At 60.2% G+C, this 21,090-nt stretch carries 16 protein-coding genes, 1 tRNA gene and 1 pseudogene; 10 read left to right on the forward strand and 8 right to left on the reverse strand.

The annotated features are described in order from the left end of the window. Window positions 1-2: 2 nt before the first annotated feature. The 3 genes from HX866_RS00245 to HX866_RS00255 all read right to left on the reverse strand — a co-directional run bounded on the left by HX866_RS00245 (window position 3) and on the right by HX866_RS00255 (window position 4,269). Window positions 3-1,127 (reverse strand): hypothetical protein, encoded by a 1,125-nt coding sequence (locus HX866_RS00245; protein WP_256261505.1) that lies wholly within the window; start codon window positions 1,125-1,127, stop codon window positions 3-5. 635 nt (window positions 1,128-1,762) lie between these two features. Next, window positions 1,763-2,485: a FadR/GntR family transcriptional regulator gene (locus HX866_RS00250; RefSeq protein WP_177093268.1), complete on the reverse strand. Its 723-nt coding sequence runs from the start codon at window positions 2,483-2,485 to the stop codon at window positions 1,763-1,765. A 47-nt stretch (window positions 2,486-2,532) separates the two neighbouring features. Continuing rightward, entirely contained in the window at window positions 2,533-4,269 is a 1,737-nt protein-coding gene (locus HX866_RS00255) for an IlvD/Edd family dehydratase (protein ID WP_177126027.1), read from the reverse strand. Window positions 4,270-4,461: 192 nt separating this feature from the next. Between HX866_RS00255 and HX866_RS00260 the strand changes: the two genes are divergently transcribed. The 6 genes from HX866_RS00260 to araH all read left to right on the forward strand — a co-directional run bounded on the left by HX866_RS00260 (window position 4,462) and on the right by araH (window position 12,042). Further along, the gene (locus HX866_RS00260; protein ID WP_177126028.1) at window positions 4,462-5,784 is read left to right on the forward strand and encodes an MFS transporter; all 1,323 of its coding nucleotides are present in this window, start codon (window positions 4,462-4,464) and stop codon (window positions 5,782-5,784) included. 15 nt (window positions 5,785-5,799) lie between these two features. Next, on the forward strand, window positions 5,800-6,792 hold the full coding sequence (gene araD1 / locus HX866_RS00265; protein WP_177137707.1) for an AraD1 family protein: 993 nt from the start codon (window positions 5,800-5,802) through the stop codon (window positions 6,790-6,792). A gap of 10 nt (window positions 6,793-6,802) precedes the next feature. Further along, entirely contained in the window at window positions 6,803-8,383 is a 1,581-nt protein-coding gene (locus HX866_RS00270; RefSeq protein WP_177137709.1) for an aldehyde dehydrogenase (NADP(+)), read from the forward strand. 92 nt (window positions 8,384-8,475) lie between these two features. Then, window positions 8,476-9,480, forward strand: coding sequence for a substrate-binding domain-containing protein (locus HX866_RS00275; RefSeq protein WP_177137711.1), 1,005 nt, complete (start codon window positions 8,476-8,478; stop codon window positions 9,478-9,480). A gap of 57 nt (window positions 9,481-9,537) precedes the next feature. Next, the gene (araG, locus tag HX866_RS00280; RefSeq protein WP_177137712.1) at window positions 9,538-11,064 is read left to right on the forward strand and encodes an L-arabinose ABC transporter ATP-binding protein AraG; all 1,527 of its coding nucleotides are present in this window, start codon (window positions 9,538-9,540) and stop codon (window positions 11,062-11,064) included. A 9-nt stretch (window positions 11,065-11,073) separates the two neighbouring features. Then, window positions 11,074-12,042, forward strand: coding sequence for an L-arabinose ABC transporter permease AraH (gene araH, locus HX866_RS00285; protein WP_177137713.1), 969 nt, complete (start codon window positions 11,074-11,076; stop codon window positions 12,040-12,042). A 71-nt stretch (window positions 12,043-12,113) separates the two neighbouring features. Here araH and HX866_RS00290 read toward each other — a convergent pair whose 3' ends face one another. Continuing rightward, window positions 12,114-13,262 carry an aldose epimerase family protein gene (locus HX866_RS00290; protein WP_177093260.1) on the reverse strand — a complete coding sequence of 383 codons (1,149 nt, stop codon included), beginning with the start codon at window positions 13,260-13,262 and terminating at the stop codon, window positions 12,114-12,116. Window positions 13,263-13,400: 138 nt separating this feature from the next. Here HX866_RS00290 and HX866_RS00295 point away from each other — a divergent pair, with 138 nt between their 5' ends. Then, a complete protein-coding gene (locus HX866_RS00295; protein ID WP_177104657.1) occupies window positions 13,401-14,168 on the forward strand; it encodes an SDR family NAD(P)-dependent oxidoreductase in 768 nt (255 codons plus the stop codon). An 85-nt stretch (window positions 14,169-14,253) separates the two neighbouring features. Here the strand turns inward: HX866_RS00295 and HX866_RS00300 are convergent, their stop codons facing one another. The 3 genes from HX866_RS00300 to HX866_RS00310 form a co-directional block, all read right to left on the reverse strand. Continuing rightward, a complete protein-coding gene (locus tag HX866_RS00300) occupies window positions 14,254-14,601 on the reverse strand; it encodes a DUF6124 family protein (RefSeq protein ID WP_177137714.1) in 348 nt (115 codons plus the stop codon). A 436-nt stretch (window positions 14,602-15,037) separates the two neighbouring features. After that, window positions 15,038-15,114: transfer RNA gene (locus HX866_RS00305), tRNA-Met, on the reverse strand. Between the two features lie 115 nt (window positions 15,115-15,229). Continuing rightward, entirely contained in the window at window positions 15,230-17,287 is a 2,058-nt protein-coding gene (locus tag HX866_RS00310; RefSeq protein ID WP_177137715.1) for a methyl-accepting chemotaxis protein, read from the reverse strand. Window positions 17,288-17,608: 321 nt separating this feature from the next. Between HX866_RS00310 and HX866_RS00315 the strand changes: the two genes are divergently transcribed. Continuing rightward, window positions 17,609-18,826, forward strand: a complete 1,218-nt coding sequence (locus HX866_RS00315; protein WP_177093256.1) for an MFS transporter — start codon at window positions 17,609-17,611, stop codon at window positions 18,824-18,826. A gap of 186 nt (window positions 18,827-19,012) precedes the next feature. On the opposite strand, the gene HX866_RS34625 is transcribed toward HX866_RS00315, so the two are convergent. Next, window positions 19,013-19,237 (reverse strand): hypothetical protein, encoded by a 225-nt coding sequence (locus HX866_RS34625; RefSeq protein WP_371319214.1) that lies wholly within the window; start codon window positions 19,235-19,237, stop codon window positions 19,013-19,015. On the opposite strand from HX866_RS34625, the pseudogene HX866_RS35005 reads away from it, so the two are divergent. Then, window positions 19,238-20,125, forward strand: a pseudogene (locus tag HX866_RS35005) (cache domain-containing protein); the annotation flags it as partial. An 87-nt stretch (window positions 20,126-20,212) separates the two neighbouring features. After that, window positions 20,213-20,980, forward strand: coding sequence for a methyl-accepting chemotaxis protein (locus tag HX866_RS35010; RefSeq protein ID WP_442604695.1), 768 nt, complete (start codon window positions 20,213-20,215; stop codon window positions 20,978-20,980). Window positions 20,981-21,090: the final 110 nt, after the last annotated feature.

Raw genomic sequence — 21,090 nt, forward strand, 5'->3', positions numbered from 1 at the left:
CCTTATTGCAGGTTTCGATGAATGGCGCGTGCCACGACTTCATTGCCAAGGTCGGTGTAGTGCGCGCGGTCGACAAATAACCACTCATCGGCCGGACGTTGACGCAAATCATCGACTAGATTGCCAAAACGAATACCCATCGCATGGCAGCCACTGGCCAGCTTGTCGGCGTAGTGGTCCGCGGCGGCGGGGTCCGATATATCGCCATACAAGTATTGCCAAGTGCCCAATCGGGAAATTCGGTCAAGCTCGTCGAAGAGTTTTTGCTCTTCGGTGCAGGGCGTTCTGACCCAGGTCGCCAAGGGCTGCATTAAAAAGCAAAGTTCCGCGCCCAAGGAATCCGCCAGTCGTTTCCACGTGCGTAGGCAATTAAGGGTTTCTTCGGCTGCGCGGGCCACTGTTTGTGCAATCGGAGGCACTGAGGTGGTTTCAGTGGGCCACTTTGGAAGTTTGACGGGCGGCAGTTCAGCGCCATTCTCATCAGCGATTTCATCAAACTTTTCATAGTAGTCGCCGCAGAAGTAGAACGGCGGTAGATCACTGCGGATGAACTCGGGAAGGCGTGCCATGACCAGCGTGTTGAAGCCGCCCATGACCACGATCTTGCGCACTTTGGGCAAGCGGTGCAGATGCAGCGTGAACAGCATCAGTTCCTGGGTTGAATTGAAGCAATGTCCTGCGAAATTCAGCCATGGTGTAGCGTCGGGATCTTGCGCGGCAAGGCGGCTCGCCACCGTGGCGGCATCGCTGGACGCCCCGTAGCCCAAGGCTGACGAGGCCCCGACCAGCAAGTTGACGGCCTGCGGCGCGCGGGCCTCCAGGCTGCCGACACTGATCGGTCGGCCTTCAGCATCATGGGCGAGACGAAAGCCGAGTCGATCGGTATTGATCGATGTCGAACGGTAGTTGGCGGCATTGAAACCCATGACATAGGGCAAGTACTGGGAGCGACCACGACTGGCGAACTTATCGTAGTCGAGCATCTGCGGTGTCAACTTCACACGTTCCAGACTGGGGTCATCGAGTGCGATGCGCTTGCGACTTTTAAACATGGCCAAGCCACTCCTTGAGTGAGAACTGTAATTCCATTTATTCAAGAGCACTTTTTTCAGGGCGAACTTCGCCATGCAACGATCGAAGTGATCATTTCGAAAATAATGAACAGGCTGACAACGGCCTATGGAAAGCCGGGCAGCATGAACGTTAGCGATTGCGTAATAGCACTTTCTAAGGTGTAAAGGTCGAAGAAGATTCAGGGAAAAGAAGGGCAGTAGAAGTCGCACCGCGAAGCGGTGAGAAAGAGAGGTGACGAGCGATTATTGTTGTAAGGACGCGTAATCTGGAAGTATTACATGCTGTAATACGGTGCAGCCGAGGATTTCCAAGCATGCGTATATTCCTTTATTTTATCCCCTTCGAATCCCTCCGAAGGCACATTTATGACGTCGATTCTAGGCGTAAAATTTTGCCTGTCAATATGTAACAAGGTGTATTTCATCGATAAGTACAAATGTTTGTGTATTTCGCTCCTCGTGGTTGGTCACGGGGCTAACAGCGTAACCGGTTCCTTCACCTTATTGCGTGGGTTTTAAATGCTAACGCATCGGTCAGGATATCGTTTCTTCGTCCGCCTTTTACGTGGCTGCGAGGTGTCTTTCATCAGGGTTGGACGTGCGCTGTGCGACAGCCGATCAAGCTGCGCACCGGCCGTTGCGGGGGCGTTGATCCCGCGCCTGCGGAAAAGCCAAAAATATGGGTGTGTTTACAGCGGGGTCAACACGTTCATCACCGTATCCAGCGCCACCCGCGTGTCATCCAGTTGCACCAGCGAGGCATGCCGCGCGCCGAGGGCATCACGGTTCTGGATCGCGGTGAGGATCGCCTTGTGCCGGGGCAGGCTCAGGCCCTGGATATCCGGGCGGCGGTTGGTGATGTTGATCGATTCGCGCAACGGCAGCGACAGCATGTTGCACATGTAGGCGAGCAAATCGTTGCGGGTGGCATCGGCAATCGCGTGGTGGAAGTCCAGGTCGGCCTGCAGCAGGTCTTCGTGGGTCTTGGCGGTTTCCATGCCCAGGTAGGCTTTTTCGATGGTGGCGATGTCTTCATCGGTGGCGGTGGTCGCGGCCATGGCGGCGATTTCCGGTTCGAGGATGCGCCGCACGCCGGCCAGGGTGTTGAAGAACTCGCTATGGGGGGTGGACTGCATCAACCAGGACAGCACGTCCGGGTCGAGCAGGTGCCACTTCACGCGTGGCCGCACCACCGCGCCCACCCGTGGCTTGGAATACACCAGGCCCTTGGCGCTGAGCACCCGCGTCGCCTCGCGCAACACCGAGCGGCTGACCTTGTATTCCTCGCAGAGCGTGGCTTCCATGGGCAGTCGTTCTTCGGGTTTGAAGCGACCGGAAACGATGTGCATGCCCAAGTCCTGAACGATCTGGGCATGCATGCTCTTGCGCGGCTTGGGCGGCAGGTGATCCATAACGGGAGAGATGCTCTGGCTAAATAGGCGGCATCATAACATCCCAATTAGTGGGAATGACGGGGGACTTCGGCCCCACGGCAACCCACCAGGAAGTCAAAGTCGCAGCCCTGGTCCGCTTGCAAAACATGGTCGATATACAACTGACGGTAGCCGCCGACGATCAGGTTCTGTGGCGGTTTCAGGTCTGCCATGCGGGCCGCCAATTCTGCGTCGCTGATGTCCAGGTGCAGGCGACCACTGGCGCAGTCGAGTTCGATCCAGTCACCTTCCTGCACCGTGGCCAACGGCCCGCCGGCAGCGGCTTCCGGCGCCACGTGCAAGACCACGGTGCCGTACGCCGTGCCGCTCATGCGCGCATCGGAAATTCGCACCATGTCGGTCACGCCCTGGGCGAGCAATTTGGCCGGCAAGCCCATGTTGCCGACTTCGGCCATGCCTGGGTAACCCTTGGGCCCACAGTTTTTCATGACCAGGATCGAGTTGGCATCCACGTCCAGTTCCGGGTCATTGATGCGCGCTTTGTACAGGTCGAAGTTCTCGAACACCACCGCACGCCCACGATGCTGCATCAGCTCCGGGCTGGCCGCCGAGGGCTTGAGCACGGCGCCCAGCGGCGCCAGGTTGCCACGCAGTACGCAGATACCCCCATCGGCGCGGATCGGGTTGTCGAGGGTGCGGATCACTTCGTCCTGGCCGTAGATCGGCGAGTCCTTGGTGTTCTCGCCCAGGGACTTGCCGTTGACCGTCAAGGCGTTGGGGTGTGGGATCAGGTTGGCTTCGCCGAGACGACGCAGCACGGCGGGCAGGCCGCCAGCATAGTAGAACTCTTCCATCAGGAAACGCCCTGACGGTTGCAGGTCGACGATGGTCGGCATGCCGCGGCCCATACGGGTCCAGTCGTCCAGGTCGAGCTCGACGCCGATACGCCCGGCGATGGCTTTCAGATGGATCACTGCGTTGGTCGAACCACCGATGGCCGCATTCACGCGGATCGCGTTTTCAAAGGCTTCCTTGGTCAGGATTTTCGACAGCTTCAAATCTTCGCGGACCATCTCCACCGCACGCATGCCGGACATGTGGGCGAGCACATAGCGCCGCGCATCCACCGCCGGGATCGCCGCGTTGTGGGGCAGGGAAGTGCCGAGTGCTTCGGCCATGCAGGCCATGGTCGACGCGGTGCCCATGGTGTTGCAGGTACCCGCCGAACGCGACATGCCGCCCTCGGCCGCGAGGAAGTCATCCAGGGTGATGGTGCCGGCCTTGACCTGTTCGCTGAGCTGCCACACCACGGTGCCCGAGCCGATGTCCTGGCCCTTGTGCTTGCCGTTGAGCATCGGCCCGCCGGTGACCACGATGGCCGGTACGTCGCAACTGGCCGCGCCCATCAACAGTGCCGGGGTGGTCTTGTCGCAACCGGTCAGCAGCACGACGCCGTCGATGGGGTTGCCGCGAATGGCTTCTTCCACATCCATGCTCGCCAGGTTGCGGGTGAGCATGGCGGTGGGGCGCAGGTTCGATTCACCGTTGGAGAACACCGGGAATTCCACAGGGAAGCCACCGGCCTCGATCACCCCACGTTTGACGTGCTCGGCGATCTGGCGGAAATGCGCGTTGCAGGGGGTCAGCTCCGACCAGGTGTTGCAGATACCGATGATCGGCTTGCCATGGAACTGATGGTCGGCAATGCCCTGATTCTTCATCCAGCTGCGGTACATGAAGCCGTTCTTGTCGGCGGTACCAAACCACTGGGCGGAGCGGAGGCTGGGCTTTTTGTCAGGCATGATGGCTTCTCTTATTGTACGACTATATTTTCTATATTCAGCTAAACATAAGCGCTAAATCGGCGTTTTGGAAGTGTTGTTTTTGAAATAGTCATACTATATAGTCGATCTTAACTGAGGCATAACCCTGGCGGATTTTCGCGAGAGGTGGCCCCCGAGCTTCTATAAAAACAACAATCGGAGATCGACCCCATGAGCCAGGAACTGCGGCTTATACGGCGCATCACGTTGAAACTGATTCCCTTCCTGATCCTGCTGTACCTGATCGCCTACGTGGATCGCTCGGCAGTGGGTTTCGCCAAGCTGCACATGGGCGCTGATGTCGGCATCGGTGACGCGGCGTATGGCCTGGGGGCAGGGCTGTTCTTTATTGGCTACTTTCTTTTCGAGATCCCCAGCAACCTGATGCTTGACCGCTTCGGCGCGCGGCGCTGGTTTGCACGCATCATGCTGACCTGGGGTGCCATCACCCTCGGCATGGCATTCGTGCAGGGGCCGCACAGCTTCTATGGGATGCGCTTTCTGCTCGGCGCGGCGGAAGCCGGGTTTTTCCCGGGCGTTCTGTACTACATCACCCAATGGTTCCCGGTGCGCCATCGCGGCAAGATCCTGGGGCTGTTCATCCTCTCCCAGCCCATCGCGATGATGATCACCGGCCCCGTATCCGGCGGTTTGCTGGGTATGGACGGCATCCTTGGCCTGCACGGCTGGCAATGGTTGTTCATCGTCATCGGTACCCCGGCGCTGCTGCTGACCTGGCCGGTGCTGCGCTACCTGCCGGACGGTCCCAAGCAGGTCAAATGGATGAGCGAGGACGAGAAAACCTGGCTCACCGGTGAACTGAATAAAGACCTGCAAGCCTACGGCCAGACCCGCCACGGCAACCCGCTGCATGCCCTTAAAGACAAGCGTGTGTTGCTGCTGGCGCTGTTCTACCTGCCGGTGACCTTGAGCATCTACGGCCTGGGCCTGTGGCTGCCGACCTTGATCAAGCAGTTCGGCGGCAGTGATTTGGTCACCGGCTTTGTGTCGGCCGTGCCTTACATCTTCGGGATCATCGGGCTGCTGATCATCCCGCGCAGTTCCGACCGGTTGAATGATCGCTACGGCCACCTGGCGGTGCTCTACGTGCTGGGCGCCATCGGCCTGTTCCTCAGCGCCTGGCTGAGCGTGCCGGTGCTGCAAATGGCCGCGCTGTGCCTGGCAGCGTTTGCACTGTTTTCCTGCACGGCGGTGTTCTGGACCTTGCCCGGACGGTTCTTCGCCGGCGCCAGTGCGGCGGCGGGGATTGCGTTGATCAACTCGGTGGGCAACCTCGGCGGCTATATCGGCCCGTTCGTGATCGGTGCGCTCAAGGAATACACCGGCAACCTGGCCTCGGGTTTGTACTTCCTGTCCGGGGTGATGGTGGTCGGGCTGCTGCTGACCGGCGTGGTCTATCGCCTGCTGGAGCTCAAGCATGTGCTGCCCGCCGACTCATTCGCCGCCAGTGCGCGTGGCGCTATTCATCCCTGATCCAGGAGAAACTTCATGCGTTTAGTTCAGTTCGAGTTATCCAACGGTGAGCGCCGTGTCGGCGTTGTAGAAGGCAGCAAGCTGCGCGAAGTACTGACGGCCCGCAGCGTGCGTGAGTTGGCGCTGGCCGCCATCGAAGCCGGTACAGGCCTGGCGCAGCAAGTGAACAGCCTGGGCCTGGGCGACAGCCACGACTACGGCGCATTGCTGGCCGACCTGAAAATCCTGCCGCCACTCGACCACCCGGACCCGGCCCACATGCTGATCAGCGGCACCGGGCTGACTCACCTGGGCAGCGCCTCGGCGCGGGACAAGATGCACCAGCAGGTCGCTGACGACAGCACCGTGACCGACAGCATGCGTATTTTCAAATGGGGCGTGGAGGGCGGCAAGCCAGCCGCCGGCCAAGCGGGCGTACAACCAGAATGGTTTTACAAAGGGGACGGCAGCATCGTCGTGCGCCCGGGCGCAGCATTCCCGGTGCCGCCGTTTGCAGAGGACGCTGGCGAAGAGCCGGAGATCGGCGGCCTCTACGTGATCGGACACGACCGCAAGCCCTATCGCCTGGGTTTCGCCGTGGGCAACGAGTTCTCCGACCACGTGATGGAACGCAAAAACTACCTGTACCTGGCCCACTCCAAACTGCGCAGTTGCAGCTATGGTCCTGAGTTGCGTGTGGGCGAGTTGCCCCAGCACCTGGCGGGTACCAGCCGCATCCTGCGCGAGGGCCAGGTGGTCTGGGAAAAGGAATTCCTCAGTGGCGAAGCCAATATGTGCCACAGCCTGGAAAACCTCGAATACCACCATTTCAAATACAGCCAGTTCCTGACGCCTGGCGATGTACACATTCATTTCTTCGGCACCGCCACGCTGTCATTCGCCGACGGTATGCGTACCCAACCGGGCGATGTGTTCGAGATCAGCCAGGCGGAGTTTGGCGCGCCGTTGACCAATGCGGTCGGCAAAGTCGATGCGGTATTCGAACCCGGCAATGTCATCACCCTTTAAGGAGGTCAACATGACCCCGTTCCTTGGTCACAACTACATCGGTGGCCAGCGCAGCGCCAAAGGTAGCGTCACTTTGCACAGTGTCGATGCCAGCACCGGCGAAGCGTTGACCCAGCATTTCTACCAGGCTACGCCCGAGGAAGTTGACGCCGCCGCCCAGGCCGCCGCCGCGGCTTACCCGGCGTACCGCGCGTTGAGTGCGTCGCGTCGCGCGCAGTTCCTCGACGCGGTGGCCGATGAACTGGATGCCCTCGGTGATGATTTCGTTGAGTGGGTCTGCCGTGAAACCGCGTTGCCCGCCGCTCGTATCAAGGGCGAGCGCGGGCGTACCAGCGGCCAGATGCGCCTGTTCGCAACCGTGCTGCGTCGTGGCGATTTCTACGGCGCGCGTATCGACACAGCCTTGCCCGATCGCCAACCCCTGCCGCGTGCGGACCTGCGCCAATACCGCATTGGCCTCGGCCCCGTGGCGGTGTTTGGTGCGAGCAACTTCCCCTTGGCATTTTCCACGGCGGGCGGCGATACCGCTGCGGCGCTGGCGGCAGGCTGCCCGGTGGTGTTCAAGGCCCACAGCGGGCATATGGTGACGGCTGAGCGCGTCGCCGATGCAATCATTCGTGCTGCAGAGGCCACCGAGATGCCGGCGGGGGTGTTCAACATGATTTTCGGCGGCGGTGTCGGTGAGGCGCTGGTCAAGCACCCGGCGATCCAGGCCGTCGGCTTCACCGGCTCGCTCAAAGGCGGTCGCGCCTTGTGTGATATGGCGGCGGCACGCCCGCAGCCGATCCCGGTGTTTGCCGAAATGTCGAGCATCAACCCCGTGATTGTTCTGCCCCAGGCGCTCCAGACACGGGCCGAGACCATCGCCCGCGACCTCACCGCCTCGGTGGTGCAAGGCTGTGGCCAGTTCTGCACCAACCCCGGCCTGGTGATTGGTATCGCATCGCCAGACTTCAGCGCCTTCACCCGGCAGGTCGCCCAGTTGATCGGCGATCAACCGGCGCAAACCATGCTCAACCCCGGCACCTTGAGCAGCTATGGCAAAGGCCTGGAAAAACTGTTGGCACACCCTGGGATTCAACATCTGGCGGGCAACGCTCAAGCCGGCAATCAGGCGCAGCCGCAGCTGTTCAAGGCCGATAGCCGCTTGCTGATTGACGGCGATGAAGTGCTGCAGGAGGAAGTGTTCGGCCCGACGACCGTGTTTGTCGAAGTCGCCGATCAGGCGCAACTCAACGCCGCCTTGCAAGGGCTGCACGGGCAACTCACGGCGACCCTCATTGGCGATCCGAGCGACCTGCAACAGTTCGCCGAACTCACGCCGCTGCTGGAGCAGAAAGTCGGACGGATTCTGCTCAACGGCTATCCCACCGGTGTGGAAGTGTGCGATTCGATGGTCCACGGCGGGCCGTACCCGGCGACTTCGGACGCCCGTGGTACTTCGGTCGGCACCCTGGCCATCGATCGCTTTCTGCGCCCGGTGTGCTTCCAGAATTACCCCGATAGCCTGCTGCCCGACGCATTGAAAAACGCCAACCCGTTGGGTATTCAGCGGTTGGTGGATGGCACGCCATCCCGCGAGCCGTTGTAGGGCGCTCCTGAGGACAATAAAAAACCAGGAAGCTGCCAGTCATTGATCGCCGTTACCCCAAGACTTGAAAACAACAACAAGGAGTCACTCGTATGAATCGTCGTCGTGGTATCCGTTCCCTGTGCTGCGCCGCTGTGGCTGTGTCGGCGCTGAGCTTGAGCGGCCTGTTGCTGGCCGCTGAAGAAGTGAAGATTGGTTTTCTGGTCAAACAGGCCGAAGAACCGTGGTTCCAGACCGAATGGGCCTTTGCTGAAAAAGCCGGCAAGGAACACGGGTTCACCGTGATCAAGATCGCCGTGCCCGATGGCGAGAAAACCCTGTCGGCCATCGACAGCCTCGCCGCCAACGGTGCCGAGGGTTTTGTGATCTGCCCGCCGGACGTCTCCCTCGGCCCGGCCATCGTGGCCAAGGCCAAGGCCAACGGCCTGAAAGTGATTGCGGTGGATGACCGTTTCGTCGATGCCAAGGGCAACTTCATGGAGGACGTGCCGTACCTGGGCATGGCGGCTTTTGAAGTGGGCCAGAAGCAGGGCGCCGCCATGGCGAGCGAAGCGAAAAAACGTGGCTGGGATTGGAAGGACACCTATGCGGTGATCAATACCTTCAACGAACTCGACACCGGTAAAAAACGCACCGACGGTTCGGTCAAGTCCCTGGAGGAGGCCGGCATTCCCAAGGATCATATCCTCTTCACCGCTGCCAAGACCCTCGATGTGCCCGGCAGCATGGACGCCACCAATTCGGCCCTGGTCAAGCTGCCCCGCGGTGCAAAAAACCTGATCATCGGCGGCATGAACGACAACACGGTGCTGGGCGGCGTGCGCGCGACCGAAAGCGCAGGTTTTGCCGCGGCCAATGTCATCGGCATCGGCATCAATGGCACCGACGCCATCGGTGAACTGAAGAAACCCAACAGCGGCTTCTTCGGCTCGATGTTGCCCAGCCCGCACATCGAGGGCTACAACACCGCGAAGATGATGTTCGACTGGACCACCACCGGCAAGGAGCCGCCGAAGTACACCGCCATGGACGAAGTCACGCTGATCACCCGCGAGAACTTCAAGCAGGAGCTGGAAAAAATCGGTTTGTGGAACTGAGTTTTTCCCTCGGCGGCCGCCGCAACGGGGCCGCCTGATCCCGGTGACGAGGTGGTTATGCACGGGCAATTACAGACACACGATACCGCAGCGAGTTTGTGCTTCAACGGCATCGGGAAAACCTTTCCCGGGGTCAAGGCGCTGGACGGCATCAGCTTCAGCGTCTACCCGGGGCAGGTGCACGCCTTGATGGGCGAGAACGGCGCAGGCAAGTCGACGCTGCTGAAGATTCTCGGCGGTGCCTACATTCCGAGCAGCGGCACGCTGCAGATCGGCGAGCAGACCATGGCCTTTAAATCTGCGGCCGACAGTATTGCCAGCGGTGTCGCGGTGATTCATCAGGAACTGCATCTGGTGCCGGAAATGACCGTCGCCGAAAACCTCTTTCTTGGGCATTTGCCCTCGCGCTTGGGGGTGCTCAATCGCGGTTTGCTGCGCCAGCAGGCGTTGGCTTGCCTCAAGGGCCTCGCCGATGAAATCGACCCCGAGGAAAAGCTCGGGCGCCTGTCTCTCGGCCAGCGCCAACTGGTGGAGATCGCCAAGGCACTGTCCCGCGGCGCCCATGTGATTGCCTTCGATGAGCCCACCAGTAGCCTGTCGGCAAGGGAAATTGACCGGCTGATGGCAATCATCACGCGCCTGCGTGACGAGGGCAAAGTGGTGCTCTACGTGTCCCATCGCATGGAAGAGGTATTCCGTATCTGCAATGCCGTCACCGTGTTCAAGGACGGCCGTTACGTGCGTACCTTTGACGACATGAGCGTGCTGACCCACGACCAGTTGGTGACCTGCATGGTCGGCCGCGATATCCAGGACATCTACGACTATCGCCGACGTGAACAGGGGGAGGTTGCACTCAAGGTCGATGGCCTGCTGGGCCCAGGCTTGCGTGAACCGGTCAGCTTCCAGGTGCATAAGGGTGAGATTCTTGGTCTGTTCGGGCTGGTCGGGGCGGGGCGTACTGAGTTGTTTCGCCTGCTCAGCGGACTGCAGCGCGCCAGCGCCGGGCACCTGGAACTCTGCGGGGAACCCTTGCAACTGCGATCACCGCGCGATGCCATTGCCGCCGGTGTGCTGCTGTGCCCGGAAGACCGCAAGAAGGAGGGCATCATTGCGCTGTCCAGCGTCGCCGAGAATATCAATATCAGCGCGCGGGGCGCTCATTCCACCTTCGGCTGGCTGCTACGCGATGGCTGGGAAAAGGGCAATGCCGACCAGCAAATCAACGCCATGAAAGTCAAAACCCCGAACGCGGCGCAGAAGATCATGTACCTGTCCGGCGGCAATCAGCAGAAGGCGATTCTGGGGCGTTGGCTGTCGATGCCGATGAAAGTACTGCTGCTCGATGAGCCCACCCGGGGTATCGATATCGGCGCCAAGGCCGAGATCTACCAGATCATTCATAACCTCGCGACCCAGGGCATCGCGGTGATTGTGGTGTCCAGCGACCTGATGGAAGTGATGGGCATCTCCGACCGTATCCTGGTGCTGTGCGAAGGCGCCCTGCGCGGCGAAAAAGACCGTGAACACGCCACTGAATCCAACTTGCTGCAGCTGGCCTTGCCGCGCGGCTCGGTGAACTGAGAGATGACCATGACCACTCAACACAACGCGCTGCCGACGGCACGCAAACCCCTGGACCTGCGCGCATTGCTCGACAACTGGGCCATGCTGCTGGCGGCGCTGAGCCTCTTTTTACTCTGCGCCTTGCTGATCGATAACTTTCTCTCGCCGCTGAATATGCGCGGGCTCGGGCTGGCGATTTCCACCGTGGGCATCGCCGCCTGCACCATGCTGTTCTGTCTGGCGTCGGGGCACTTCGACTTGTCCGTGGGCTCGGTGATTGCCTGCGCCGGGGTGGTGGCGGCGATTGTGATGCGCGATACCGACAGTGTGATGCTGGGCATCGGCGCGGCTTTGTTGATGGGGCTGATTGTTGGGCTGATCAACGGGATTGTGATCGCCAAGCTGCGGGTCAACGCGCTGATTACCACGCTGGCAACCATGCAGATCGTCCGTGGCCTGGCGTATATCTTCGCCAACGGTAAAGCGGTCGGTGTGTCCCAGGATCCGTTCTTTATCTTCGGTAACGGCCAGTTGTTGGGCGTACCGGTACCGATCCTGATCACCATCGTCTGCTTCGTGTTTTTCGGCTGGCTGCTCAACTACACCACCTATGGGCGCAATACCATGGCCATTGGTGGCAACCCGGAAGCCGCGTTGCTCGCGGGGGTGAATGTCGACCGGACCAAGATCCTGATCTTCGCCGTACATGGTGTGATTGGCGCCCTGGCCGGGGTGATCCTGGCCTCGCGCATGACCTCCGGCCAACCGATGATCGGTCAGGGCTTCGAGCTGACGGTGATTTCCGCCTGCGTGCTGGGCGGTGTGTCGCTGAGTGGCGGGGTGGGCATGATTCGCCATGTGATCGCCGGGGTGCTGATTCTGGCGATTATCGAAAATGCGATGAACCTGAAGAATATCGACACCTTCTACCAGTACGTGATCCGGGGTTCGATCCTGCTGCTGGCCGTGGTGATTGACCGCATGAAACAACGCTGAAGTCCCGTCCCCGCGAAGATCGACGTGTGGGAGGCGGGCCAGCCCACCTCCCACCAAGCCGGTTCCAACCGTTAATCGGCAGAGAACTTGAAGACGGTGTGCTGCGTATAGGTCTGGCCCGGGTTCAGACGAGTCGAAGCAAAACCGGGCTGGTTCGGCGCATCCGGAAAGTGCTGGGTCTCCAAGGTAAAGCCGCTCCAGTGCTGGTAAGTCTTGCCAGCCTTGCCCTTCACCGTGCCGTCGAGAAAGTTGCTGGTATAGAACTGCACGCCAGGCTCGCTGGTGTAGAGCTGCAAACGCCGGCCGGATGCCGGGTCGTGCACTTCGGCGGCGAGCCGCTTGATATCGCCCTGGGTGTCCAGTGCCCAGTTGAAGTCAAACCCGCCTTGTTTGGGCTCGGCGAATTTGAGTTGCGGGTGATCATCCTTGATGTGCTGGCCGATGGCGGTGGGCTTGAGGAAATCCATCGGCGTACCTTTGACCGGGGCGAGTTCGCCGGTTGGAATCAAGGTGGCATTCACCGGGGTGTAGTGGCTGGCATGCAAGGTGGCGACGTGTTTGAGGATGTCGTCGTTACCCGCACCGGCAAGGTTGAAGTAACTGTGGTTGGTGAGGTTGAGCACCGTCGGTTTGTCGGTGCTGGCCTTGTAGTCGATGTGCAGTTCGTTTTTGTCGTTGAGGCTGTAGGTGACCTCGGTTTTCAGGTTGCCGGGGAAACCCATCTCACCGTCCTTGGACAGGTAGGTGAGGGTCACGCCGACCGAGTCCTTGCCTTTGACCTGCTTGGCTTGCCACACATGCTTGTCGAAACCCTGGGCGCCGCCATGCAGCGAGTTGGGGCCATCGTTGAGCGGCACCTGGTAGTGCTTGCCGTCGAGTTCAAAGGCACCGCCGGCCAGGCGATTGCCGAAGCGCCCGATGGTTGCACCAAAAAATGCAGTGCCGCTCTGATAGCCCTGCACGTCATCGAAGCCCAGCACCACGTCATCGAACTTGCCGTTTTTGTCCGGCACCTTAAGGGACTGCAGCACGCCACCGTAGGTGATCACGGTGGCTTGCATGCCATGGCTGTTACGCAACACGTACTGTTCGACGGCAGTGCCGTCATTGGTTTTGCCGAAAGGTTTTTGCTCGCTGGACAGGCCGGCGGCGTGGGCGCCGCCGCTGGCGATCAGCATGGACAGCGCCAGGCCGGAAAGCAGGTGCCGAGGGTGCTTCATGGTCGAACTTCCTTTTGTTGTTTTAAATTGAATAGTTCTACTAATGTGCGATATTTTGTCGATTAGATAGAGGATTTATAGTCTTTAACGCCGGTTTCGTAAAATAAAATAAGACTAATTTGGTGAGGCGACCGTTATATGAGTACTGAGCAGGCTGTTTATCCCGACCTCAAGGGTAAGACTATATTGATTTCCGGAGGTGCTTCGGGCATCGGCGAATTCATGGTGCGCGCCTTTGCGGAGCAAGGCGCCAAGGTTGCCTTTGTCGACCGCGCGCAAGCTCAGGGCGAGCGGCTGGCGGCGCTGTTGAGTTCCCGGGGGCATGTCGTTGAGTTTGTAAATTGCGACATCACCGATGACATCGCTTACAAAGCGGCGATAGGGCATTTTGAGCACAGGCTGGGGCCGATCACCGTGCTGGTGAACAACGCGGCGAACGACATGCGTCACACCCTGGAGGAAGTCGATTCGGAAATGTTCGACAGGCTGATCGCCGTCAACCTCAAGCACGCCTACTTCGCCGCCAAGGCGGTGGTGCCGATGATGAAGCGCGCCGGCGGCGGGGCAATCATCAATCTGGGCTCGGTCGGCTGGATGATGGCGTCAGCGGGCTACCCGGTATACGCCGCCAGCAAGGCCGCGGCCCATGGCATGACCCGGGCGCTGGCACGGGAGTTGGGCCCCAGCCGTATCCGGGTCAACACCCTGGTGCCCGGCTGGGTCATGACGGAAAAGCAACTGGTCATGTGGGTCGACGACGAGGCCAGGCAGTTGATCAGCCGCAGCCAGTGTCTGCCGGGCAGTGTGCTGCCGGAACATATCGCCAATATGGCGTTGTTTCTCGCCTCCGACGTGTCGGAGATGTGTTCGGCGCAGAACTTTATCGTGGATGGTGGGTGGGTCTAGATGGGGTCGTAAAGCAGACCTTTGAAGCAGACTACTGAAGGGAAGGGGAGTTGATTGGCTCCCCTTCCTATGACCGCTGTTTCGGCTAGCCTGGGACTCCAGCCGGTTCTGCCTCTATGACCGAATCCACCTGCCGTTGCGCCAGCTCGATCAGATGCACGATGCCCATCGCGACCTTGCGGTTTGCTCCGGTCAGGTTGTCGGCATTTTCATAGGCTGTGGCAGCGGCGGAGTCCAGGATTGAGCTGGCGCTGACGAGTGCGTCTTCTCGGGTCTGAGTCGCAGAGATGGGTTTACGTGGAGCTTTGGTACTGTCAGGTTTCGCTGTGTCGTCTTTTGGTGTGAGGTAGTGAGCCAAGGCTCGATCAGCAGCTTGCGGATCGATGTTTTCGACTGGCGTTGAGTACGGCGGATTAGGCGTGACCTTGAACATAGTTTGCATCCCCAATGTTAGATGGAGCTGCCGGCTATCGCTGCTAAACGAAGGTGGGTGGCAGCTGTACGCAGGTTAGCAGACCGGAACATTGGAGAAACCCGGCGCACCCGAAGGTGCCCTGCGCACAGCCACCATAAAGCGGAGGCAAAAAAATAGCGCCCGATTTGGGTGGCGCTGTGCGCCCAATGTTTAAGATTCCAGGCTGCTAAACCCGATCACTGATTTGGCAGTGACGGTTCAAGACTAGCCAGCGAAATAGGGGGGCGCAACGGTTCAGAAGTTTCTAGGAAATTTCACTCAATGGAAAGCGAGCCGTCTTGCTGGCCCCTGAAAATCACCGGCCAAATCGAAAGCGTTTGTTGCTGCCGATCCAGCCCACTTTTCTCGACGCATAAAAAAACGGCCTACCTTTCGGTAAGCCGTTTTTAGTACTTGGTGGCTACACAGGGACTTGAACCCCGGACCCCAGCATTATGAATGCTATGCTCTAACCAACTGAGCTATGTAGCCAAGTGGCGCGCATTATTCGCTTGGAACGATATTGTGTCAAGCAAATATCTGAAAATTTTCTCTACGCTATCAAAAGCTTAAGGCCCGACGGCAAAAACCGTGGGCCTCACCCCTCTCAACTCAGGCGGAAACGCCCGGTATTGTCGCTCAGGGCCTTGCTGCCTTCGCTCAGGCTGTCCGCCGCCCGGTTGACCGCGCGAGCCCCTTCCAGCAGCCGTACCGCCGCCTGATCGATCTGCTGGATATTGCCGCTGACCTCGTCCGCCGTGCTCGCCTGTTCGTCCACCGCCGTGGCGATCTGCGCCAGGGTGTCGGTAACGGTCTGCACGGCACCGGCGATTTCCACCAGCCGCTGACCCAGCCCGGTGACCGATTGGGCGTCGGTCTCGGCCTGGATGCAAGCCGCTTCCATCAAGGTCACCGCCTGGCTGACCGTGGACCGCAGGCTGTCGACCGTGCTGGCGATCTGGGCGGTGGACGATTGTGTACGCTGTGACAGGCTACGTACCTCATCCGCCACCACCGCAAAGCCACGGCCTTGCTCACCGGCCCGTGCGGCTTCGATAGCGGCGTTCAGGGCCAGCAGGTTGGTTTGCTCGGCCACGCCACGAATGGTGTCGACCACCAACTGGATCTGCTGACCTTGTTCGCTGACCCGGCCCAGTGCCGCCGCCGTTTCATTCAGCCGCTGATTCAACTGCTGGATGCTGGCCGTGGTGCGCTGGCTGTCGCGGCTGCTGTCCGAGGCGATGCGCTGGGTGTTCTGGGCGCTGCCGGAAGCCTGTTCGCAACTCTGCGCCACACCCTGGGAGGTGGCCGCCAGTTGCGTGGCCGCCGCGGCGATCTGGCTGATTTGCGCCTGCTGCGTCTCGACCTCGCTGAGGGCGCCGCTGGAGTGGGTGTTGAGGGTGCGCACGGCCGCGCTCAGTTGCAGGGTCTCATGGTCGACCCCCTGCAGGCTGGTGCGCAGTTGCACCACGGCGACGTTCAGCGCGGTGCTGATGGCCGCGAGTTCGTCACGGCCTTCCACCGGCACTTGCAGGCAGAGGTTACCGTCGCGCAGGGATTCGGCCAGCAGGGTGATGCCGCTGGCGCTGCGGCGGATCGACGCTTGCAGGCAGACGAACAGATACAACGCCGCCAGCAGCAGGCAACCGAAGATCGCCGCCAACAGGCTGAACTGGCGGATGGCCGCACCGTGGTAATAGTCCAGGCGGTTGTCCAGGGACGTGAGGCTGTCCTGGCGCAAGCTGGCGAGTTCGCCAAGCATCTTGTCCAGGGTCTGTTCGAAACCCTCGGGCTTGAGGGTGATGCTGCCGCCGAACATGCCATCGTCGAGGGTCTTGAGGCCGTCGTCGAGGTGTTTCAGGCTGGCATGGTAACGCTCGGCCCAGCTCTGCAGCTCTGGCGGCAGACGGCTTTCCAGCAGGTTGCCGGTCTTGGTCAACTGGTCCCGCGCATCGCCGATACGACCCCGCAGGTCCTTCAATTGCAGGCGGCTTTGCAGGCTGAACTGGCCCGAGACCACGGAAGCCTGGCCGACACTGGCCAACCGGCCGACCCGTTCGATCAGGTCGGGCGCGTGCTGGGTGGCGATTTGTGTCAACAGGTAGGTTTCCATCCAGGGTGCGAGGATCAGGCGACTGTCCATGGCGATCTGTTCGCGCAGCGCTTGCAGTGCACTCAAGGCGCTGGTGAAGCGATCGTAACCGTCCGGCCACCAGCCGACCTTGCTCAGGCTGGCGGAGTCGAGGCCGGTCAGGGCGGTTTGGAGAATCTGGTAGCGTTTCAGGGTGTCGGCATCGGCTCCTTCGCTTTGCAGGGTTTTACCCAACGCCTCGACGGCTTGGTCGATGTCCGGCTGCGCCTTGTCCAGCAGCGCCATGGCTGCCAGGGTGGCCGGTGTCGGCTGGCGGTTGGTTTCCGTGGCGCGCCAACGGGCGGCACGGTCACGCTGGGCAGCCAGCAGGTTGTCCAGGGAGTCCAGGGACAGCAGTTGATTGACGCCGGCCCGCTCTTCCGTGATCAGTGAAAGCTTGCTGCGATAATCCTGGCCGATCAGGTACAGGCTGCCCATCAGTGGCACGATGAACAGCAGGAACAGTACCTGAAACTTGCGGGCGAACCCGAAGTGGCCCAGCAGTCGAATCCCCGGTGATAAAAAAGCGTGCATGGTCGACTACTCCTCAAGGCGCCGCGCACGATTTTGGTGCGATCGTAACGGGTGCCATCGTTAGATACTTCGGAAGTCCGGCAGTGAGGCGTTGTGGGTCGGCCTTTGTAGCGAAACTTCCCATTCTCGGTCCCCTTTGTAAGGGGGCGTGCTGTAAGCACTCAGAGTACGCAAGATTCAGACCAATGGCGTTACGCTATCAGTCATTCCATCGAGAAAAAGTCGATCGTTAGCTCGACAAGCATCTGGCGTGGTTGCACCGAAAAATGGCACATTGCCGTACCTGCAACTGTGCATCCATCCGTGTTACGGAATAATTTAATGGCCCTTACTCAAACCTCTGATGGCTCGACCTCGGCGTCCGCGTCCCCCCAAACCAGTCCATTGGTGATGCGCATCATCGGTGCCGTGGCGCTGGCGCATTTAATCAATGATCTGATCCAGTCGGTCTTGCCCTCGATCTACCCAATGCTCAAGGCCAACTATGGCCTGACCTTCACCCAGGTCGGGCTGATTACCCTGACGTTCCAGGTGACGGCATCCCTGCTGCAGCCCTGGGTCGGCTTTTATACCGACCGTCATCCCAAGCCCCTGCTGCTACCGATCGGGATGATCAGCACGCTGATCGGGATTCTGATGCTGTCCCAGGTGGGCAGCTTTCCTCTGATCCTGCTGGCGTCGGCCTTGATCGGCGTGGGTTCCTCGACCTTTCACCCGGAGGCTTCGCGGGTCGCCCGATTGGCCTCGGGCGGGCGTTATGGGCTGGCGCAGTCGAGTTTCCAGGTGGGCGGTAACGCCGGTTCCGCGTTCGGCCCGCTGCTGGCGGCGGCGATCATCATTCCGTTCGGCCAGGGCAATGTCGCCTGGTTCGGCCTGTTCGCGTTGTTCGCCCTGGGCGTGCTGTACGGGATCAGTCGCTGGTACCGCGCGCACCTGAACCTGTTCAAGCTCAAGCAGGGCCAGAAGGCCACTCATGGTCTGTCGAAGAACCGGGTCCTGGGGGCGCTGGTGGTGCTCGGGTTGCTGGTGTTCTCCAAGTATTTCTATATGGCCAGCTTCACCAGCTACTTCACCTTTTACCTGATCGAGAAATTCCATCTGTCAGTGGCCAGTTCGCAACTGCACCTGTTCCTGTTTCTCGGCGCGGTAGCGGCGGGGACCTTTGCCGGTGGGCCGATTGGCGACAAGATCGGGCGCAAGGCGGTGATCTGGTTCTCGATCCTGGGCGTGGCGCCGTTCACCTTGATGCTGCCCTATGTGGACCTGTTCTGGACCACGGTGCTGAGCGTGGTGATCGGCTTTATCCTGGCGTCGGCCTTCTCGGCCATCGTGGTGTTCGCCCAGGAACTGGTGCCGGGCAATGTCGGGATGATCGCCGGGGTGTTCTTCGGTTTGATGTTCGGCTTTGGTGGGATCGGCGCGGCGTTGCTGGGGCATCTGGCGGACATTCACGGCATCGAGTTCGTCTACACGATGTGTTCGTTCCTGCCGTTGTTCGGGGTGTTGGCGGTGTTGCTGCCGAAGACCAGAAAGGCTTGAGCCTTTAAGAACCGGGCCGCTCTGCAAGGGAGCGGCCGGTATCGATCCAACGTTGTGTCTGTGGCGTAAATCAGAACGCTCATTGATTTTATTGTATACAAAAAATCGGCGAATATGACTTGTATTCAGCCGCAAAAGGCTCAGTGGCAAATCGCTATTTGTCCGTGTAGTCTCGCCATTCGCACCTCATTTCTGCGTCTGGTGATCGTTACCATGAAAATAAAAAACAAGCTCATCCTCGCCTTTGTATTGGTCGCTTTCATACCCGTGAGTCTGGTGGCGGTGATTTCGGTGATGAATATACGGACTCAGGCGGTCGATCAGTTTATCGATGGCAGCACCCGTGAAATACGCCAGATCGACGGCAACATACGGCAATTTTTCGACGGTACGCAGCAAAATGTCGATCAAATGTCTGATGATCCTGTATACAAAAATGTTGTGAGCCTCAAGCACTACGAAACCGCCGGTGCCGCCAGCCAGCCGATGCCGCCGGCTGCCCGGCAGGTCATCGATGCTTTCGCGCGTTATGGTTCGACGCACCCGGCCGCCGCCATCCTGTCCATCGGCCTGGAAGATGGCAGCTACGCCAAATGGCCGGATGACCCGCAACTGTCGAGCTACGACCCGCGCTCGCGCCCCTGGTACAAAGCCGCCATGGCCAGCCCCGGCAAAGCCGTGCGCACGCCGGCTTACTACTATGACAAGGACGCCGTGGCGCTGGTCGGTAGCGCCAAGGCATTGCTCGATGACGCGGGCAAGGCCAAGGGCGTATTTGTCGTCAGCGTTTCGCTGAAGAACCTCACCGAACTGGTCAAGAGCATCAAGCTTGGCGAAAGCGGCTACGTGATGCTGATAGAAGACGGCACCGTGTTGGTCGACCCGCGCGATGCCGGGCACAACTTCAAACCCCTCAAGGACCTGGGTGAGCCCTACGCCAAGCTGGCCGCTACCGCCCAGGGCTCCACCGAAGTGGAAATCAACGGGGTCAGGTACATGGCCAATGTCTGGACATCGCCTGGCCTGGGTTGGCGTTATGTCGGTCTGATCGAGTACAGCGAAGTCATGGGCGCGGCCACCCGCATGACCTACCTGACGGTGGTGATCGTGGTGGTGCTGGTGTTGCTCCTGGCGCTGCTCGCTGCGGCGTTTGCCAGGGTGATCGTCAAGCCCATCGGGCAGGTCAGCACGGGGTTGCAATCGATTGCCGAGGGCGAGGGCGATCTGCGCCGCGATCTCGAGGTACAGGGCAAGGACGAAACCGCTGAGCTTGCCGGCTGGTTCAACAAATTCCTCGCCGCGATACGCCAGTTGATACAACGGATCGGCGCCGCCTCGACCAACTTGCAGGATGCCTCACGGGTCAACAGTGAGGTGGCGAACAACATGAACCAGGCGGCCGGTCGTCAGCGTGAGGCGGTGGAGTTGGTGTCCACGGCCTTCAACGAAATGGTCGCGACCGCCAACGAAGTGGCCCGTTCCTGTAGTGCGGCAGCCAACTCCGCCGAGAGCGGGCACCAGCGTGTGGCCGAAGGCAAACAGCAGATCGAATTGACCACCCAGAACGTCGGCCGCCTGGGGCGTCGCTTGACCGAGTCTTCCCAGGCCATGGTGGAACTGGAGGAGGGTAGCCGCAACATCAACCAGATTCTGGGCACCATCCGCGCCATCGCCGAGCAGACCAATTTGCTGGCACTGAACGCGGCCATCGAGGCGGCGAGGGCGGGTGACCAGGGCCGGGGGTTTGCCGTGGTCGCGGATGAGGTCAGGGCCCTGGCCAAGCGCACGTCCGACTCCACCGGGGAAATCGACCAGCTACTCAATGCGCTCGGCAGCAAGACCGTGGAGGTGTCGCAGAAGATGGAAAGCTGCCTGGACCTGTCGCGTGCCAGTGTGTCTTCGATCGAGAGTGCCCGTGACAGCTTTGAAGGCATCCAGCTGTCGGTCAATGAAATTCGCGATCAGAACCTGCAGATATCGGCGGCGGCGGAAGAGCAGCACAGCGTGGCCGAGGAGATCAATCGGCATATCCAGCAGATCTACGACGAGGCGCAACTGGTCGAAAGCCTGGCCAGTTCTGCGCAAGAGGACTCGGGCCGGCTTTCGCACCTTTCGAATGAACTGAATGGGCTGGTGGGGCGCTTCAAGTCATAGAGGCATTGTGCCATTTTTGGCTGGCTGATCCCCCGGCGATTTACTACACTCCAGGCGTTGCTCAACTGCCGGTTATCAGGTAGTCAACCTAAGTCAAAACCGGGATTCAC

Origin of the sequence: Pseudomonas gingeri, from assembly GCF_013386165.1 — a bacterium.
Classification (GTDB): Bacteria; Pseudomonadota; Gammaproteobacteria; order Pseudomonadales; family Pseudomonadaceae; genus Aquipseudomonas; species Aquipseudomonas gingeri_C.

Excerpts from the sequence above, each read along its gene's own strand:
- araD1 (WP_177137707.1), top strand. The coding sequence starts at position 5,800 with ATGCGTTTAGTTCAGTTCGAGTTATCCAACGGTGAGCGCCGTGTCGGC.
- HX866_RS00310 (WP_177137715.1), bottom strand. The coding sequence starts at position 17,287 with ATGCACGCTTTTTTATCACCGGGGATTCGACTGCTGGGCCACTTCGGG.
- HX866_RS35010 (WP_442604695.1), top strand. The coding sequence starts at position 20,213 with ATGAACCAGGCGGCCGGTCGTCAGCGTGAGGCGGTGGAGTTGGTGTCC.
- HX866_RS00255 (WP_177126027.1), bottom strand. The coding sequence starts at position 4,269 with ATGCCTGACAAAAAGCCCAGCCTCCGCTCCGCCCAGTGGTTTGGTACC.
- HX866_RS00315 (WP_177093256.1), top strand. The coding sequence starts at position 17,609 with ATGGCCCTTACTCAAACCTCTGATGGCTCGACCTCGGCGTCCGCGTCC.
- HX866_RS00275 (WP_177137711.1), top strand. The coding sequence starts at position 8,476 with ATGAATCGTCGTCGTGGTATCCGTTCCCTGTGCTGCGCCGCTGTGGCT.
- HX866_RS00260 (WP_177126028.1), top strand. The coding sequence starts at position 4,462 with ATGAGCCAGGAACTGCGGCTTATACGGCGCATCACGTTGAAACTGATT.
- araH (WP_177137713.1), top strand. The coding sequence starts at position 11,074 with ATGACCACTCAACACAACGCGCTGCCGACGGCACGCAAACCCCTGGAC.
- HX866_RS00270 (WP_177137709.1), top strand. The coding sequence starts at position 6,803 with ATGACCCCGTTCCTTGGTCACAACTACATCGGTGGCCAGCGCAGCGCC.
- HX866_RS00250 (WP_177093268.1), bottom strand. The coding sequence starts at position 2,485 with ATGGATCACCTGCCGCCCAAGCCGCGCAAGAGCATGCATGCCCAGATC.
- HX866_RS00300 (WP_177137714.1), bottom strand. The coding sequence starts at position 14,601 with ATGTTCAAGGTCACGCCTAATCCGCCGTACTCAACGCCAGTCGAAAAC.
- HX866_RS00295 (WP_177104657.1), top strand. The coding sequence starts at position 13,401 with ATGAGTACTGAGCAGGCTGTTTATCCCGACCTCAAGGGTAAGACTATA.
- HX866_RS00290 (WP_177093260.1), bottom strand. The coding sequence starts at position 13,262 with ATGAAGCACCCTCGGCACCTGCTTTCCGGCCTGGCGCTGTCCATGCTG.
- HX866_RS00245 (WP_256261505.1), bottom strand. The coding sequence starts at position 1,127 with ATGGCGAAGTTCGCCCTGAAAAAAGTGCTCTTGAATAAATGGAATTAC.
- araG (WP_177137712.1), top strand. The coding sequence starts at position 9,538 with ATGCACGGGCAATTACAGACACACGATACCGCAGCGAGTTTGTGCTTC.